General features: G+C 64.7%; 16 protein-coding genes. 13 read left to right on the plus strand and 3 right to left on the minus strand.

The window, feature by feature from the left end:
* Nucleotides 1-30 precede the first annotated feature (30 nt).
* Genes EO99_RS0121920 through EO99_RS0121930 form a run of 3 tightly spaced genes read left to right on the plus strand, consistent with a single transcriptional unit; the run spans nucleotide 31 to nucleotide 1,904 of the window.
* Complete coding sequence (locus EO99_RS0121920; protein WP_029620710.1) at nucleotides 31-1,284, plus strand: aminopeptidase; 1,254 nt, start codon at nucleotides 31-33, stop codon at nucleotides 1,282-1,284.
* Nucleotides 1,285-1,320: 36 nt separating this feature from the next.
* Complete coding sequence (locus tag EO99_RS0121925; protein WP_029620711.1) at nucleotides 1,321-1,617, plus strand: type II toxin-antitoxin system RelE/ParE family toxin; 297 nt, start codon at nucleotides 1,321-1,323, stop codon at nucleotides 1,615-1,617.
* On the plus strand, nucleotides 1,617-1,904 hold the full coding sequence (locus EO99_RS0121930; RefSeq protein ID WP_029620712.1) for an addiction module antidote protein: 288 nt from the start codon (nucleotides 1,617-1,619) through the stop codon (nucleotides 1,902-1,904). Before EO99_RS0121925 ends, EO99_RS0121930 begins: the two co-directional genes overlap by 1 nt.
* A 19-nt stretch (nucleotides 1,905-1,923) precedes the next feature.
* Here the strand turns inward: EO99_RS0121930 and xseA are convergent, their stop codons facing one another.
* Nucleotides 1,924-3,531: an exodeoxyribonuclease VII large subunit gene (gene xseA, locus EO99_RS0121935; protein WP_029620713.1), complete on the minus strand. Its 1,608-nt coding sequence runs from the start codon at nucleotides 3,529-3,531 to the stop codon at nucleotides 1,924-1,926.
* Nucleotides 3,532-3,820: 289 nt separating this feature from the next.
* On the opposite strand from xseA, the gene EO99_RS0121940 reads away from it, so the two are divergent.
* From EO99_RS0121940 to EO99_RS0121950, 3 genes are all read left to right on the plus strand, one after another.
* Nucleotides 3,821-4,084: a spike base protein, RCAP_Rcc01079 family gene (locus EO99_RS0121940; protein ID WP_029620714.1), complete on the plus strand. Its 264-nt coding sequence runs from the start codon at nucleotides 3,821-3,823 to the stop codon at nucleotides 4,082-4,084.
* Nucleotides 4,084-5,448: a phage head spike fiber domain-containing protein gene (locus EO99_RS0121945; RefSeq protein WP_029620715.1), complete on the plus strand. Its 1,365-nt coding sequence runs from the start codon at nucleotides 4,084-4,086 to the stop codon at nucleotides 5,446-5,448. Before EO99_RS0121940 ends, EO99_RS0121945 begins: the two co-directional genes overlap by 1 nt.
* A gap of 135 nt (nucleotides 5,449-5,583) precedes the next feature.
* On the plus strand, nucleotides 5,584-5,814 hold the full coding sequence (locus EO99_RS0121950) for a hypothetical protein (RefSeq protein WP_029620716.1): 231 nt from the start codon (nucleotides 5,584-5,586) through the stop codon (nucleotides 5,812-5,814).
* Nucleotides 5,815-5,825: 11 nt separating this feature from the next.
* Here EO99_RS0121950 and EO99_RS0121955 read toward each other — a convergent pair whose 3' ends face one another.
* On the minus strand, nucleotides 5,826-7,667 hold the full coding sequence (locus EO99_RS0121955; protein ID WP_037112707.1) for a hypothetical protein: 1,842 nt from the start codon (nucleotides 7,665-7,667) through the stop codon (nucleotides 5,826-5,828).
* 116 nt (nucleotides 7,668-7,783) lie between these two features.
* Here EO99_RS0121955 and EO99_RS0121960 point away from each other — a divergent pair, with 116 nt between their 5' ends.
* Together EO99_RS0121960 and EO99_RS0121965 are read left to right on the plus strand one after the other, a co-directional pair.
* Entirely contained in the window at nucleotides 7,784-8,773 is a 990-nt protein-coding gene (locus tag EO99_RS0121960) for a glycosyltransferase (protein ID WP_029620718.1), read from the plus strand.
* Nucleotides 8,770-9,144 (plus strand): GtrA family protein, encoded by a 375-nt coding sequence (locus EO99_RS0121965; RefSeq protein WP_029620719.1) that lies wholly within the window; start codon nucleotides 8,770-8,772, stop codon nucleotides 9,142-9,144. The genes EO99_RS0121960 and EO99_RS0121965 overlap by 4 nt, the downstream gene beginning before the upstream one ends.
* Here EO99_RS0121965 and EO99_RS0121970 read toward each other — a convergent pair.
* A complete protein-coding gene (locus EO99_RS0121970) occupies nucleotides 9,141-10,127 on the minus strand; it encodes a Gfo/Idh/MocA family protein (protein ID WP_029620720.1) in 987 nt (328 codons plus the stop codon). The two genes, EO99_RS0121965 and EO99_RS0121970, sit on opposite strands and share 4 nt — an antisense overlap.
* Nucleotides 10,128-10,294: 167 nt before the next feature.
* On the opposite strand from EO99_RS0121970, the gene EO99_RS0121975 reads away from it, so the two are divergent.
* The 5 genes from EO99_RS0121975 (at nucleotide 10,295) to EO99_RS0121995 (ending at nucleotide 13,314) form a co-directional block, all read left to right on the plus strand.
* Nucleotides 10,295-11,245 (plus strand): aldo/keto reductase, encoded by a 951-nt coding sequence (locus EO99_RS0121975; protein WP_029620721.1) that lies wholly within the window; start codon nucleotides 10,295-10,297, stop codon nucleotides 11,243-11,245.
* A gap of 3 nt (nucleotides 11,246-11,248) precedes the next feature.
* Nucleotides 11,249-11,704: a GNAT family N-acetyltransferase gene (locus EO99_RS0121980; RefSeq protein ID WP_029620722.1), complete on the plus strand. Its 456-nt coding sequence runs from the start codon at nucleotides 11,249-11,251 to the stop codon at nucleotides 11,702-11,704.
* A 14-nt stretch (nucleotides 11,705-11,718) separates the two neighbouring features.
* On the plus strand, nucleotides 11,719-12,711 hold the full coding sequence (locus EO99_RS0121985; protein WP_029620723.1) for an aldo/keto reductase: 993 nt from the start codon (nucleotides 11,719-11,721) through the stop codon (nucleotides 12,709-12,711).
* A 75-nt stretch (nucleotides 12,712-12,786) separates the two neighbouring features.
* Nucleotides 12,787-13,008 carry a hypothetical protein gene (locus EO99_RS0121990; RefSeq protein WP_029620724.1) on the plus strand — a complete coding sequence of 74 codons (222 nt, stop codon included), beginning with the start codon at nucleotides 12,787-12,789 and terminating at the stop codon, nucleotides 13,006-13,008.
* Between the two features lie 81 nt (nucleotides 13,009-13,089).
* Entirely contained in the window at nucleotides 13,090-13,314 is a 225-nt protein-coding gene (locus EO99_RS0121995) for a DUF3072 domain-containing protein (protein WP_029620725.1), read from the plus strand.
* The last annotated feature ends 7 nt before the right edge of the window (nucleotides 13,315-13,321 follow it).

The following is a 13,321-nucleotide window of genomic DNA, read 5'->3' on the forward strand; positions in this document are numbered from 1 at the left end:
CCCACCTTCAGCAGACAGGACAGCGAACCGATGAACATCCAGACCCAGAGCAAAAGCGCCGTCGACCCCATCAAACTGGAGAAGCTGGCCGAGGTTGCCGTGAAAGTCGGCCTGCAGCTGCAGCACGGTCAGGATCTCATCATCACGGCGCCGATCGCGGCCCTCCCGCTGGTCCGGCTGATCACCAAGCACGCCTATATGGCCGGTGCCGGGCTGGTGACGGCCTTCTATGCGGACGAGGTCACGACGCTTGCCCGTTATGCCCATGCGCCGGACGACAGCTTCGACAAGGCGTCGGGCTGGCTCTACGAAGGCATGGCGCGGGCCTTTGCCGGCGGCGCAGCGCGGCTGGCGATCGCCGGTGACAATCCGATGCTGCTGGCCGACCAGGACCCGGCCAAGGTGGCGCGCGCCAACAAGGCGAACTCCATGGCCTACAAGCCGGCGCTGGAGAAGATCTCCAACTTCGACATCAACTGGAACATCGTCTCCTATCCGAACCCCTCCTGGGCGAAAGTGGTCTTCCCGGACCTTCCGGAAGAGGAAGCCGTGTTCAAGCTGGCGGAAGCGATCTTTGCCGCCTCGCGCGTTGATCTCGCCGATCCGGTCGCGGCCTGGGCGGCCCACAACACCACACTGCGCAGCCGCTCGGACTGGCTGAACGGCGAGCGCTTCGAGGCGCTGCATTTCACCGGCCCCGGCACGGACCTTAGGGTCGGGCTGGCGGACGGGCACGAATGGCACGGCGGCGCCTCGACCGCCAAGAACGGCATCACCTGCAATCCGAACATTCCGACCGAGGAAGTGTTCACGACGCCGCATGCGCTGAAGGTGGAAGGCCATGTCTCCTCCACCAAGCCGCTGTCACACCAGGGCACGCTGATCGACGAAATCCAGGTCAGGTTCGAAGGCGGCCGCATCGTCGAGGCCAAGGCTTCCAAGGGCGAAGCCGTGCTCAACAAGGTGCTCGACACCGACGACGGCGCGCGGCGTCTTGGCGAAGTGGCGCTGGTGCCGCATTCCTCGCCGATCTCCAAGAGCGGCATTCTGTTCTACAACACGCTCTTCGACGAAAACGCCTCCTGCCACATCGCGCTCGGCCAGTGCTACTCGAAGTGCTTCCTCGACGGCGCCTCGCTGAGCCAGGAGCAGATCACGGCCCAGGGCGGCAACTCCAGCCTGATCCACATCGACTGGATGATCGGCTCCGACAAGGTCGATATCGACGGCATCAAGCCCGACGGTTCAAAGGTGCCCGTGATGCGCAAGGGAGAGTGGGCTTAAGGTTGACTGAGCGTAGTTTTTAAACTACGCTCAGGTGTGCTCGTCCTCAAGCAGACTGAAACATTCCGCAAGTGGCGCATGCGTCTCAAAGACGAGCGTGCAAGAGCACTTGTTGCATCACGCCTAGACCGTCTTGCCTTTGGGCACCCCGGCGACGTCGCGCCGGTAGGCAACGGCATCAGTGAGCTGCGCCTCCACTATGGACCGGGCTACCGGATCTACTTCCAACAACGCGGTGAGATTCTCATCGTCTTGCTGTGCGGCGGAGATAAAGGCAGCCAGAATAAAGACATCAAGCTTGCGAAAAAGCTTTCGCAGGAATGGAGCGAATGATGGCAGAAAAAATAGCACCCTACGATCCGGCTGAGGACCTCAGTTCCGATGAAGCGATTGCCATTTTCATGGCCGAAGCGTTCGAAACGGACGATCCGGCCTACATCGCCCATGCGCTGGGGGTCGTTGCACGTGCCAAGGGCATGACGCAAATCGCCAAGGACACCGGCCTATCGCGGGAGCAGCTGTATCGTTCCTTCAGCGAGAACGGCAATCCGACCCTGAAGACAACCATGGCTGTAATGAAGTCCTTGGGTGTCGGGCTGACCGCGAAAGTTCAGTCCTGACGCGGATGAACACCGAAGACTAGAACAGACTGCCCTGCTTGGGCGGGGCAGCGGGCGGCACCGGTTTCGGCGCCGCCCGTTTGCGTGGTGGCAGCTCGTCCGGACCATGCGTTGCCGGGGGCTCGTCGCCAGACATGGCGGCAATACGGCCGTCGGCAAACTGGATCGACAGCGCCTGCGCCGTGGCAATGCCGGCGGCGCGCGTCAGCGGCCTGTCGTCCGCGTCGCGGACAACGGCGTAGCCGCGCTTCAGCACGTTCATGTAGGACAGCGATTGCAGCACGCGGTCCTGCGCCAGGATCGCCGCACGGCTGCGCCCCATGGCATGGGTGACGGCCGTATCCGCATGCCGCATCAGCGACGACACCCTCTGGCGCTCGCGCTGCAGCTGGCCGTTGAGCCGCGCGGGGAGCGCCGAGAGCGAGGTTGCCGCACGGGCGACGCGATTGTGCTCCTTCAGCATGTGCCGCTCGAGGCACCGCTCCTGGCGCAGCACCTGCTCGCCGACGAAGCGGCGACGCTCGGCGACGCGGCTGGTCAGGAGATCGAGGCGCAGGCCGGCGGTTGCCTGTTCCAGGCTGCGGCGCTTGACGACGGTGGTCCGTTCCAGGCCGCGGCCCAGACCGGTTGCCGCCTCGTCGAAGCGGCGACGCGGCAGGGCGAGCAATTGGTCGAGCGAGGGCAGCGCGCGCACCAGGGCCCGCACCGACTGGCGGTGGTATTCCATCTGGCGGCTGGCGCAGCCCCGCAGCCGTGCGCCGAGGCTTGCCAGTTGCGCCTCAAGATCGGCCTTCACCGGCACCGCCATTTCGGCCGCGCCGGTGGGAGTCGGCGCACGCACGTCGGCAGCATGGTCGATCAGCGTCCAGTCCGTCTCGTGGCCGACCGCCGAAATCAGCGGAATGGCGCTTTCGGCCGCCGCCCTCACGACGATCTCGTCGTTGAAGCTCCAGAGATCCTCCAGACTGCCGCCACCGCGCGCCACGATCAGCAGGTCCGGCCGAGCGATCGGCCCGTCGCCGGAGAGCGCGTTGAAGCCGCGGATGGCCGCCGCCACCTCCTCGCCTGATCCCTCGCCCTGGACCTTGACCGGCCAGACGACGACATGAACCGGGAAGCGGTCGGTGATGCGGTGCAGGATGTCGCGGATGACCGCACCGGTCGGCGAGGTCACGACACCGATGACGCGCGGCATGAAGGGCAGCGGCCGCTTGCGTGCCTGATCGAACAGGCCCTCTTCCGCCAGCCGCCGTCGCCTTTCCTCCAGAAGCGCCATCAGCGCACCGGCACCGGCCGGCTCCAGCGTCTCGATGACGATCTGGTATTTCGAAGACCCCGGAAAGGTGGTGATCTTGCCCGTGGCGATCACTTCCATGCCCTCTTCCGGGCGGAACTTGATGCGCGGGAAGGTGCCCTTCCAGATTACGGCATCAATGCGCGAGCGGTCGTCCTTCAGGCTGAAATAGGCATGGCCAGAGGAGTGCTGGCCGCGATAACCGGAAATCTCCCCGCGCACCCGCACATGGTCGAAGGCCGTCTCCACCGTCCGCTTGATCGAGCCGGACAGCTCCGAGACGGTCACTTCGAGGAGATTGGTCTGCGAATCCCGGGCGGCAAAACTGTTCATGCCTCCTTCTACAGGAAGGCGAAGGTGATTTCACCTCCCTTGGACCGTCCAAAAGGGGGAAGAACTCCAACCAAAAAATGCTGGCCGCCGTCTCGAATCCACGGTGCAATCGTTCGCCTCCCGCGAAGCTAGAATGGTCAAGCCTCTGTTCCTCCTGCCGTTCTTACCTTCAGCCGGCCATGGCGAGACGGATTGACCTATGGCCACTGTCAAAAAAACTCGCCGGTTTCGTCCTCAGCCTGCAGCAGACCGCGACAATCTCTCCTCATAACCTTGTGGAGATGCCGCCATGCCCGATCGTTTTGCCAATGTCCAAGCCTCGCTGTCCGGCCCCGCCGCGTCCGGCTTCGCCGTCACCCCCAATGACACCACCGACCTGCCGGAGCCGACGCGAGCGCTCTATGTCGGCAGCGGCGGCGATCTCACCGTGCGGATGCTGACCGGGGAGACGCTGACCTTTGCCGCCGTCTCGCCTGGGAGCCTGTTGCCGCTGCGGGCAAGCCGGGTCTTCGCCACCGGTACCAGCGCCGCCAATCTCGTGGGTCTCGTCTGATGCTCGGCCTCTCTCTCGGTCTCCCCTCCGCCGCCTTCGGGCGCTCCGCCTGGTACCGCCAGCCGGCCTATACCGCGCTCCCGCAGGACGGCGGCCCGCCGATCGGCGCCGCCTTCATTGCCGACTTCCGCCGGCGGCGCTTTGCCCAGACATCCGCGGCCACGGCTGCCATCGCCACAGCAACACCCGAGATCCTTGCGCAGTTGCAGCCACTCAGCTTTGCCGACCTCTTCGCCTTCACCCGCGCCAGCGGAGCAACCTTTGTGGATGCTTCCGGCAAGGTCGTTCTGGCGTCGACGGACGAGCCGCGGTTCGACTGGAGCGACGGAACGGGGGCTCTCCTGCTGGAGCGGCCTGCGACCAACCTGCTGCTCCATTCGCAAACGCTTGCGGCTTCGGTCTGGATCAAGGCCTCCTCCAGCCTCCCCGGCCAGACCGTCACGTGCGGCAGCCTCGTGCTGGAAGCCGTGCGCCGGACGGGCGATGTCTTCGGCGGCCTGCAGCAGCCGGTCAGCCTTGTGGACGGCACGCGCTACGCCGTTTCCATGTTCCTGAAGCAGGGAAACGGCGGCCTGTCCTGGTTCGGGCTCTACAACAGCACGGACGCCGTGTGGCAGAGCGCCGTCCAGATCAACTGGCCGGCGCCGGAAATTCCGCTGTCCGCCGCTCACATCTCGGTACCGGGGAATGGCCAACGCAACCTGCCATCGGATATTCGAGTTAAGCATCTGAGTGACGGGATCTGCCGCCTGTCCTTCACCTTCCTGGCCACGTCGGCAACCGGCGATACCGTCTCGGTCAATGCGCATGCAAACCGCAATGACGACCAGAGCGGCAACTACTTCGGCGGCATGCAGATCGAAGCCTCTCCCTTTGCCACCGCCTACATCCCCACGGCAGCTTCTGCCGCGACCCGGGCGGCGGATCGCTGCCGGCTGTCGGCGGCTGGCGAATCCCTTCTCCAGCTTGCGCAGGCCAGCCTGCTCGTCCAGGCGCGCGGACTGAGCGGCACAAATGGCCGGCTGATCGGAGGTCCCTCCACCCGTATGCTCGGCTTCGACGCAGAGGGAACCAGCCTGCTGGTCGGCAGCGAGACGCCGCTGACCGTCACATCCGGCCTGACGCAGCCGATGGTCGCCAGCGGATGCGCCATTGCCTTTGATCCGTCGACCAAGGCCGGCTGTTATAACGGCGGCAACGTCATGACGCTCGCCGCGGCCATGGACGCCGACCGCAGCGAGACCTATCTCGGACGGGATGGCACTGGCAGCTTTGCCGACGGCCGTTACGAGGCACTTGTCGTCTGGCCCTTCAGGATGTCGGGGGACGCACTACAGGCAAAGGCCGTTCCTCATGCAGGCTGAGATCGTCTCCCTCCGCTTCGCCACAGCAATGGCAACAGTTCATTTACCGGACCTTCGACACCGTAATCCGGATGAAAGGGAATCTTAGGAAGCCGCCCATACAATCGCCACATCTATTCAGGCGAGGGCGTAAAGGTGTTGTTTCTGACTGCCGTACTGCTGGGGACGTGTGCGGGGCTGCTCCGCTCGGCGTTCTCCATTGCGCTGGTTGCGGTGCTCATCGTCATCGCCTTCGTCGCGGCCGGTGCCCTCTCCGGCGGCCTCTGGCCGTTCGGCAAGCTCGGCATCGCCCTCATCGGCTACAATGTCGGGCTGATCAATCTGATCGCCGGGCTCTTCGTCGCCCAGCGGCTGCGCCTGATCTAGCGTCTCCACCGTCAACCGTCCGACACGACCTGGAAGAGCCGAAAGCCGCCTTCGGGCCCGCCCAGCGGCTTCAGGAAGGATGGCACCTCGTTGCGCGACAGGGCGGCGTAGAGCCCGTCGCTCTTCATGTCGATCAGCATCTTCGTCTGCGGATCCGTCTCGCAGAAGGCCAGGAGCGTCACTCCCGCACCGGCGAGGAAGGCGCGGGCCTCCTGAGGCGGCGCGAGGCCGATGTGCAGTTCCGTCAGCATGCCGCCCTGGTTGCGGTGATAGGGGGCCGACAGCACCCGATGCGGCGTGAACCGGAGGATTTCGGCGCCGCTATTGGAGGGTGCCGCGACCAGGCCTGCCGGCATCTGGGCGAGCAGCGCCAGATCCGCCTCGTTCGAGCATTCGCCCTTTTCCTGCGAGCCGGTATCCTGCGTCATGGTCTGCAGGCCGATCGGCTCCTCCAGCCCCTTGGCGATCAACGCTCCACCGAGAGCCCAGACGGCCGGAACGGCCGCCAGGACCGTCGCCACATAGGCAAAGGCCAGATTGGCATTCTCGGGCTCTTTCTGCGACCTGTGACGAAGGTCGCTGATCAGCAGCGCCAGCGGCAGGATGGCGAGGAGGTTGGCGAAGGCAAAGCCGCGCACCTGGACGAGCGAGATCCCCCAGTTCACGGCAATCAGCAGAAGCAGGACGAGGTGTGCCTCCCGCTCCTCGTCGCCAAGGGCGCGGAAGAAGCAGACGGCGAGTGCCAGGAGCCCGACCGCATAGAAGCCGCCGATACTGGCCGGATCCCGGAGCAGGATCTGCCAGAGAGATTGCGCCTCGGTGACCGCGCCCAGCCACAGCTGGACCAGCATCGGGTCAAGGCCCGCCAGCGGGCTGGCCAGGCATTGCGGTGCAATCACGCTTGCCGCAACGAGCAGCATTGCGGCAATCACTACGCCCACCACCATCCGCATCTGCAGCGTGGCCGTGTAGGGCAGCCATGTCGCCAGGGAGAGCAGCAGGCCGCCGGTGGCGGAGAGAGCATAGAAACCAAGGGACAGGCTGTCACAGGTGACAACGCCGTAGGATTGCGGCGGCACCGTCAGAAAGAAGGCGGCGGAAATCACCAGCGTCAGCGACAGGCCGAAGGCGCGGACCGGACGGGCTGCATCCAGCCCATGCCAGATCCACTGCAGCGCGACGACCGCGCAGGCGGCCGCGACGAAGGGAACCGTCTCCGCACCGATGGCAACCGCCAGCGCACAGGCAGCACCGGCCGCCGCATAGCTCGACCGGCGACGTTGAGGATCAACGAGCATTGCCGCCACCCAGATCGCCAGCACCAGCTGCAGATTGTGATGATCGATGGCGCCGGGGTGGAAGCGGATGCTGGTGAAGGCAAACAGGCAGCCGAGGCCCATCCCGATGTGCATGGCCCCGGGACCGCCCAGGCGTCGCGCCGCCAGGCCCAGAGGATAGAGGAGAAGCGGGATCAGCAGCAGCGGCCAGATCGTCAGCGCCACGGCCTCTGCCTGGACCTGCGGCAGGAACAGCGCGGCGAAGCGGACGAGAAGCGCGATCGGCAGGTCGACGAGCCGCGACCAGTGCATCGGCGTTCCGCCCTCGAGCCCGAGGCGGTACTGCATCAGGTCGAACCAGCCCTGGCCAGCGAGCAGGTCGCGCACCTCGACGAGACGCATGATGTCGTCGTTGTCGCTGCCGACGTAATCGGTGGCGGACGGGATGAACATCGCCAGAAGGACTGCTGCCGTCACCAGGGCATAGAGGATCGCCAGCAGCCAGAGCCGGCTTGAAAGCGGCCGACGCTCCGGCCGGCTCTCCTGGAGGCTCGCGCCCGTGGCATGTGTCATCATGATATTGCTTTTGTTTTCCGGGTCCCGGAAACCTAGCCTTAACCTTCCCAAGAAATAGTAAAGCCGTTGCGCCGGTCGAAATCCTGCGCCGATTTTCCAGGTAGCGAGTGAAAATCATGATCGCCGGCTCTCTCGACATCGCCGTCCTGCTGCCCTGCTACAACGAGGCGGCCACCATTGCCGACGTGGTGGCGGGCTTCCGTGCGGCACTGCCGACGGCGCGCGTCTACGTCTACGACAACAATTCCACCGACGGCACAGCGCTGAAGGCGATGCTGGCCGGCGCGCATGTGGTGCGCGAGCGCCGACAGGGCAAAGGCCACGTCGTACGGCGGATGTTTGCCGACATCGACGCCGACATCTACGTGATGGCCGATGGCGACGGGACCTATGTGCCCGCCGACGCCGAGGAACTGATCCGCACGCTGCTGACCGAGCGCGCCGACATGGTGGTCGGGACCCGCCGCGGCGTGCTGGCCGATGCCGGCCGCCAGGGGCATGCCGCCGGCAACCGCGTCTTCAACCTTCTCTACCGGACGATCTTCGGCCGCGACTTCACCGACATCTTTTCCGGCTACCGTGCCTTCTCGCGCCGCTTCGTGAAGAGCTTCCCGGCCGTTTCGGGCGGGTTTGAGATCGAAACCGAAATGTCGGTACACGCATCGCGGCTGAAACTTCCCGTCAGCGAGATCGAGCTGCATTACGGCCGCCGGCCGGAAGGGTCGCACTCGAAGCTCTCGACCTTTCGGGACGGCTGGAAGATCCTCTGGATGTTTGCCATGCTGATGAAGGAGACCCGCCCCTTCGCCTTCTTCGGGATGATCAGCGCGGCGATCATGGCGACCAGCGTCGCCTTCATGCTGCCGGTGCTGGCGGAATACTTCCAGACCGGCTTCGTAACCCTCGTGCCGACATGGATATCGTCGATGGCGCTGATGATGGTGGCGCTTCTGGTGTTCACGGCCGGGCTGATCCTCGACTCCGTCTCGCGTGCCCGCAACGAACAGCTGCGCCTGTACTATATGAGCCTTGCGCGGGTCGCCGGCACCGAGCGCGCCGAGCCGCCTGGCCCTACCGAAACTGCACGCGGCGCAGACGCGGCATGAGGAGACTGATCTGGTTCCTCCTGGCAGGCGGGACCGGGTTTGCCGTCGACGCCGGTCTCACGCAGATGCTGATCACGCTGACGCCTGCGGGGCCGTTCGTCGCCCGCGTTCCGGCCATCACGATGGCCATGGCAGCAACATGGTTCCTCAACCGCACCTTCACCTTCGGCCGGTCATCCTCCTCGGTTCTCGCCGAGGGCTTCCGCTATTGGGCGGTCGGCATTACTGCCGCCCTCGTCAACTATGGCATCTATTCCGCGCTGATCTACCGGCTGCCTGAATTGCAGCCGGTGGCGGCGATCGTTCTCGCCTCGCTCGCCGCCATGGCCTACAGTTTCTTCGGCTATTCGCGCTTCGTCTTCCGGCGCTAGACTATTTCCCAGCCGTCGTGCTCGCTGGCGCGGTAGATCGCGTCGATGAATTTCTGGTTCTTCAGCGAGTTTTCGAGCGTGACGACCTCGACCTTTTCGCCGGCAACCGCGCGCGCAAAGGCTTCCGCCTGGCGGCGGTACTGGCGGCTGTCCTGGAAGCGGAAGATCTGCGATTCCGTATGCTTCTGGTTGGTGAGCTCGATCTCCTCGGCGCCCCAGCGGTCGGCATTGAAGGGCGACTTCACCTCGATGAAGCCTTCGGTGCCGTGGAAGACCATGACCTGCCGGTTGGCCATCTGGGTGGCGATGTAGAAGCTCATCTCGAACCCGCCGAAATCCGCCTTGACGCTCGAATAGATGTCGGTGCCGAAGTCGGCATCGCGCTCGGTCACGGCCTGGATACGCAGCGGCTCCTGGCCGGTGACGAAGCGGGTGGTGATCGTCGGATAGACGCCGATGTCCGGCAGCGCGCCACCGCCCAGTTCCGGAATGTTGCGCATGTTGGCGGCATCGCGGTTGAAATAGGTGAAGGCTCCCTGGACGTGGCGCAGCCGGCCGATCGCGCCCTCGGCGAGGAGTTCGCGCACCTTCAGCCAGACCGGCGCATAGGTGACCATGAAGGCTTCCGAGATCAGCACCTTGTTGCGGTCGCGGGCAGCGATCAGCGTCTCGATTTCCTCGGCCTTGAGGGCAATCGGCTTTTCCGACAGCACATGCTTGCCGGCGTCCGCCGCCTTGATCGACCATTCCACATGCTGGCTCGTCGGCAGCGGGATGTAGACGGCATCGATGACGTCGGAGGCGAGCATCTCCTCGTAGGAGCCGAAGGCGTGCGGCACCGAAAAACGATCCGCCATGGCGCGTGCCTTGGCGAGGTCGCGGCTGGCGACCGCCGTCACCACGCAGTTCTCGGCATCCTGGATTGCCGGAACGACCGCATCCTTGCCGATCTTCGCCGTCGACAGAATTCCAAAACGCAACATGCTTCTCTCCCTGACCTGAATTGCCGCCGCACCATATGGTCGTGCCTCTGTTGATGCAACGGAGCAGGTGCACGAAGGACATTCCATCCGCAATGATGCTTTGACAGATGCCGCCGAGACCATACATTCGGCAGATCGGCATTCGCCGCATCATCTCTGGAGATATCATGGAACAGCGTCCCCTCGGCCGTACCGGCCTTTCCGTCGCGCCGATCGTGTTCGGCGGCAATGTGTTCGGCTGGACGGCCGACGAGAAGACGTCCTTCGACCTGCTTGACCGCTTCTTCGACGCCGGCTTGAACACGATCGATACCGCAGACGTCTATTCCGCCTGGGTCGACGGGCATGAAGGCGGCGAGAGCGAGACCATCATCGGCAAATGGCTGAAGCGCGGCACCGTCTCCCGCGACAAGGCCGTGATCGTCACCAAGGTCGGCTTCGACAACGACGGCCGCAAGACCGGTCTTTCGGCGAAATGGATTGCGGAGGCGGTGGAGGCATCGTTGAAGCGGCTCGGCACCGACTACGTCGACCTCTATCTCTCCCACAAGCCGGACGACGCGGTGGCGCATGAGGAGACGCTTGGCGCGCTTGCCCGGTTGAAGGACGAGGGCAAGGTGCGGGCGATCGGCTGCTCGAACTTCGACGCAGGACAGTTGCAGGAAGCACTCGACGTCGCCGCCCGCGATGGCCTGCCGCGCTATGACGTAGTGCAGCCCGAATACAATCTCTACACGCGCAACAAGTTCGAGGGACCGCTGGCGGACCTCTGCATGCGCGAGGAGATCGGCGTCATCAGCTATTATGCGCTCGCCGCCGGCTTCCTCACCGGCAAGTACCGGAAGAAGGAAGACATCGAGGGTTCGTCGCGCGGCTACCGGGTCGGCGATTATCTGAACGACAAGGGCTTCCGCGTGCTGGCGGCGCTGGACGAAGTCGCCGCCGAGACCGGTGCGGCACCGGCCAGCATCGCGCTGGCCTGGCTGATCGCCAAGCCTGCCCTTACCGCGCCGATCGCCAGCGCCACCAGCCTGTCGCAGCTGGAGACGATGATCGCCGCCGGCAATCTGACGCTGTCGGAGGGGCAGATGAAGCGTCTCGACGAGGCGGGAGCGTAAGGCATGGCGGAGACGACAGCCGTAACCGTTCGCGCCGCGCGGCCGGAGGATGAAACCCGATGGCGCGAACTCTGGGGAGACTACCTTGCCTTCTATGAGCTCACACTCGACCCGGCGATCACCGATGGGACTTGGACGAAAGCGATCGGCGATCGTTCGGCCATCTTCATGCGGGTGGCGGAGCTCGATGGGCAGGTCGTGGGTTTCAGCCTGTCGCTGACCCATGAAGGCACCTGGATCGAGACCCTCGACTGCTATCTCGAGGATCTGTTCGTCGATGCTTCCGCACGCGGGCGGGGCGTCGGCCGGGCGCTTCTCGACGACCTCGTCGCCCTCTGCCGCCAGAACAACTGGTCGCGCCTCTACTGGCACACGGCCGAAGACAACCGGACGGCCCGCAAGCTCTACGACAGCTATGTCGAGACCGACGGCCATATCCGCTACCGCATCGAATTCTGAGCAAGGAGAACGTCATGAAGACCAGACAGCTTGGCCCGCATCTCACCGTTTCCGCCATCGGCCTCGGCTGCATGGGCATGAGCCACGGCTATGGCGGCCAGGAGGAGGCGGACGCGATCCGCACCCTGCACCGCGCCGTGGAGCTCGGCGTCAACTTCTTCGACACGGCGGAGGTCTACGGCCCCTTCGCCAACGAAATTCTCGTCGGCAAGGGACTGAAGCCTTACCGCGACAAGGTGATGATCGCCACGAAGTTCGGCTTCACCATCGGCGATGAGGCAAAGGCTGCACGCCCCTCCGGCACCGACAGCCGCCCGGAGCATGTGCGCGCAGTGGCGGACGCCTCGCTGAAGCGGCTCGGTGTCGAGGTCATCGATCTCTTCTACCAGCACCGGGTCGACCCCGACGTGCCGATCGAGGAGACGGTCGGCGCGCTGGCGGATCTCGTGAAGGAGGGGAAGGTGCGCGCCATTGGCCTTTCGGAAGCCAGTGCCGCGACGCTGCGGCGGGCGCATGCGGTGCATCCGGTCTCGGCGCTCCAGAGCGAATATTCGCTGTGGACGCGTGATCCCGAAGGCGAGATCCTCGACACCTGCCGCGAACTCGGCATCGGCTTCGTGCCATTCTCGCCGCTCGGCCGCGGCTTTCTCACCGGCAAGGTGCAGAAGCCGGAAGATTTCGGCGCGGACGATTTCCGCACGACGCTGCCGCGCTTCTCCGCCGAGAACATGGCGGCCAATGCCTCGCTGGTGAAACTGCTGCAGGAGATGGCGGAGGAGAAGGGCGTGACGGCGGCGCAGCTGGCGCTCGCCTGGGTGCTGCATCGCGGCGATTTCATCGTCCCCATTCCCGGCGCCCGCAAGATCCCGCACCTGGAGCAGAATATCGCCGCCACGGACATCTCCCTGACGCCGGAAGAAATCACGACCTTGGGCGAGCTTCTGGCGCCGGAGAAGTTCTCCGGCAAACGCTATTCCGACGCCGTCGCCGCGATGACCAACCGCTAGCACGGCATGCTTTTACGGCGCCGCTGGCACAAACGGCGGCGCCACTGGTTCTGTCACCGTAACAGGAGGCAGACCATGGACGACGACAAGAAGATCACAACCGGCACGAACGACCGGCCACGCAACGACACCATCGCCCAGACGGGCGGCGGCATTCCCGACGACAGCGGCGGAACTGCCGCTCTCGACGATGCGCCGGCGGATCCTTCCGGGACGGAAGCATCCGGCTCACCCCGCGAACAGCTGAAGCGGGAGGTGAAGGAGGAGATCGAGATGCCGCAGCGCGGCTCCGCCTGACAATCCGCTCTCACTGTTCCGTTCCCCTCCAAGGAACGGAATGGAGGCCGGAACGTTTGGTGAACAGAAAGCGAGGTCCCTATGACTGATCAACACAATCCGAAGACAGATGCCGAACCGCAGTCGAACACGGAAAAGGATCCGGAAGACTGGGTGAGCGGCGACGAGCCGATGACCGGCGCTCAAGGGTCCTATCTGAAGACGCTGTCGGAGCAGGCGCATGAGCCGGGCGCATTTGCCGAGGATCTTTCCAAGGCGGAAGCCTCGAAACGCATCGACGCGCTGAAGAGCAAACTGAAACTCTAGTTCAAGC

Source organism: Pseudorhizobium marinum, assembly GCF_000705355.1.
Lineage (GTDB): Bacteria > Pseudomonadota > Alphaproteobacteria > Rhizobiales > Rhizobiaceae > Neorhizobium > Neorhizobium pelagicum.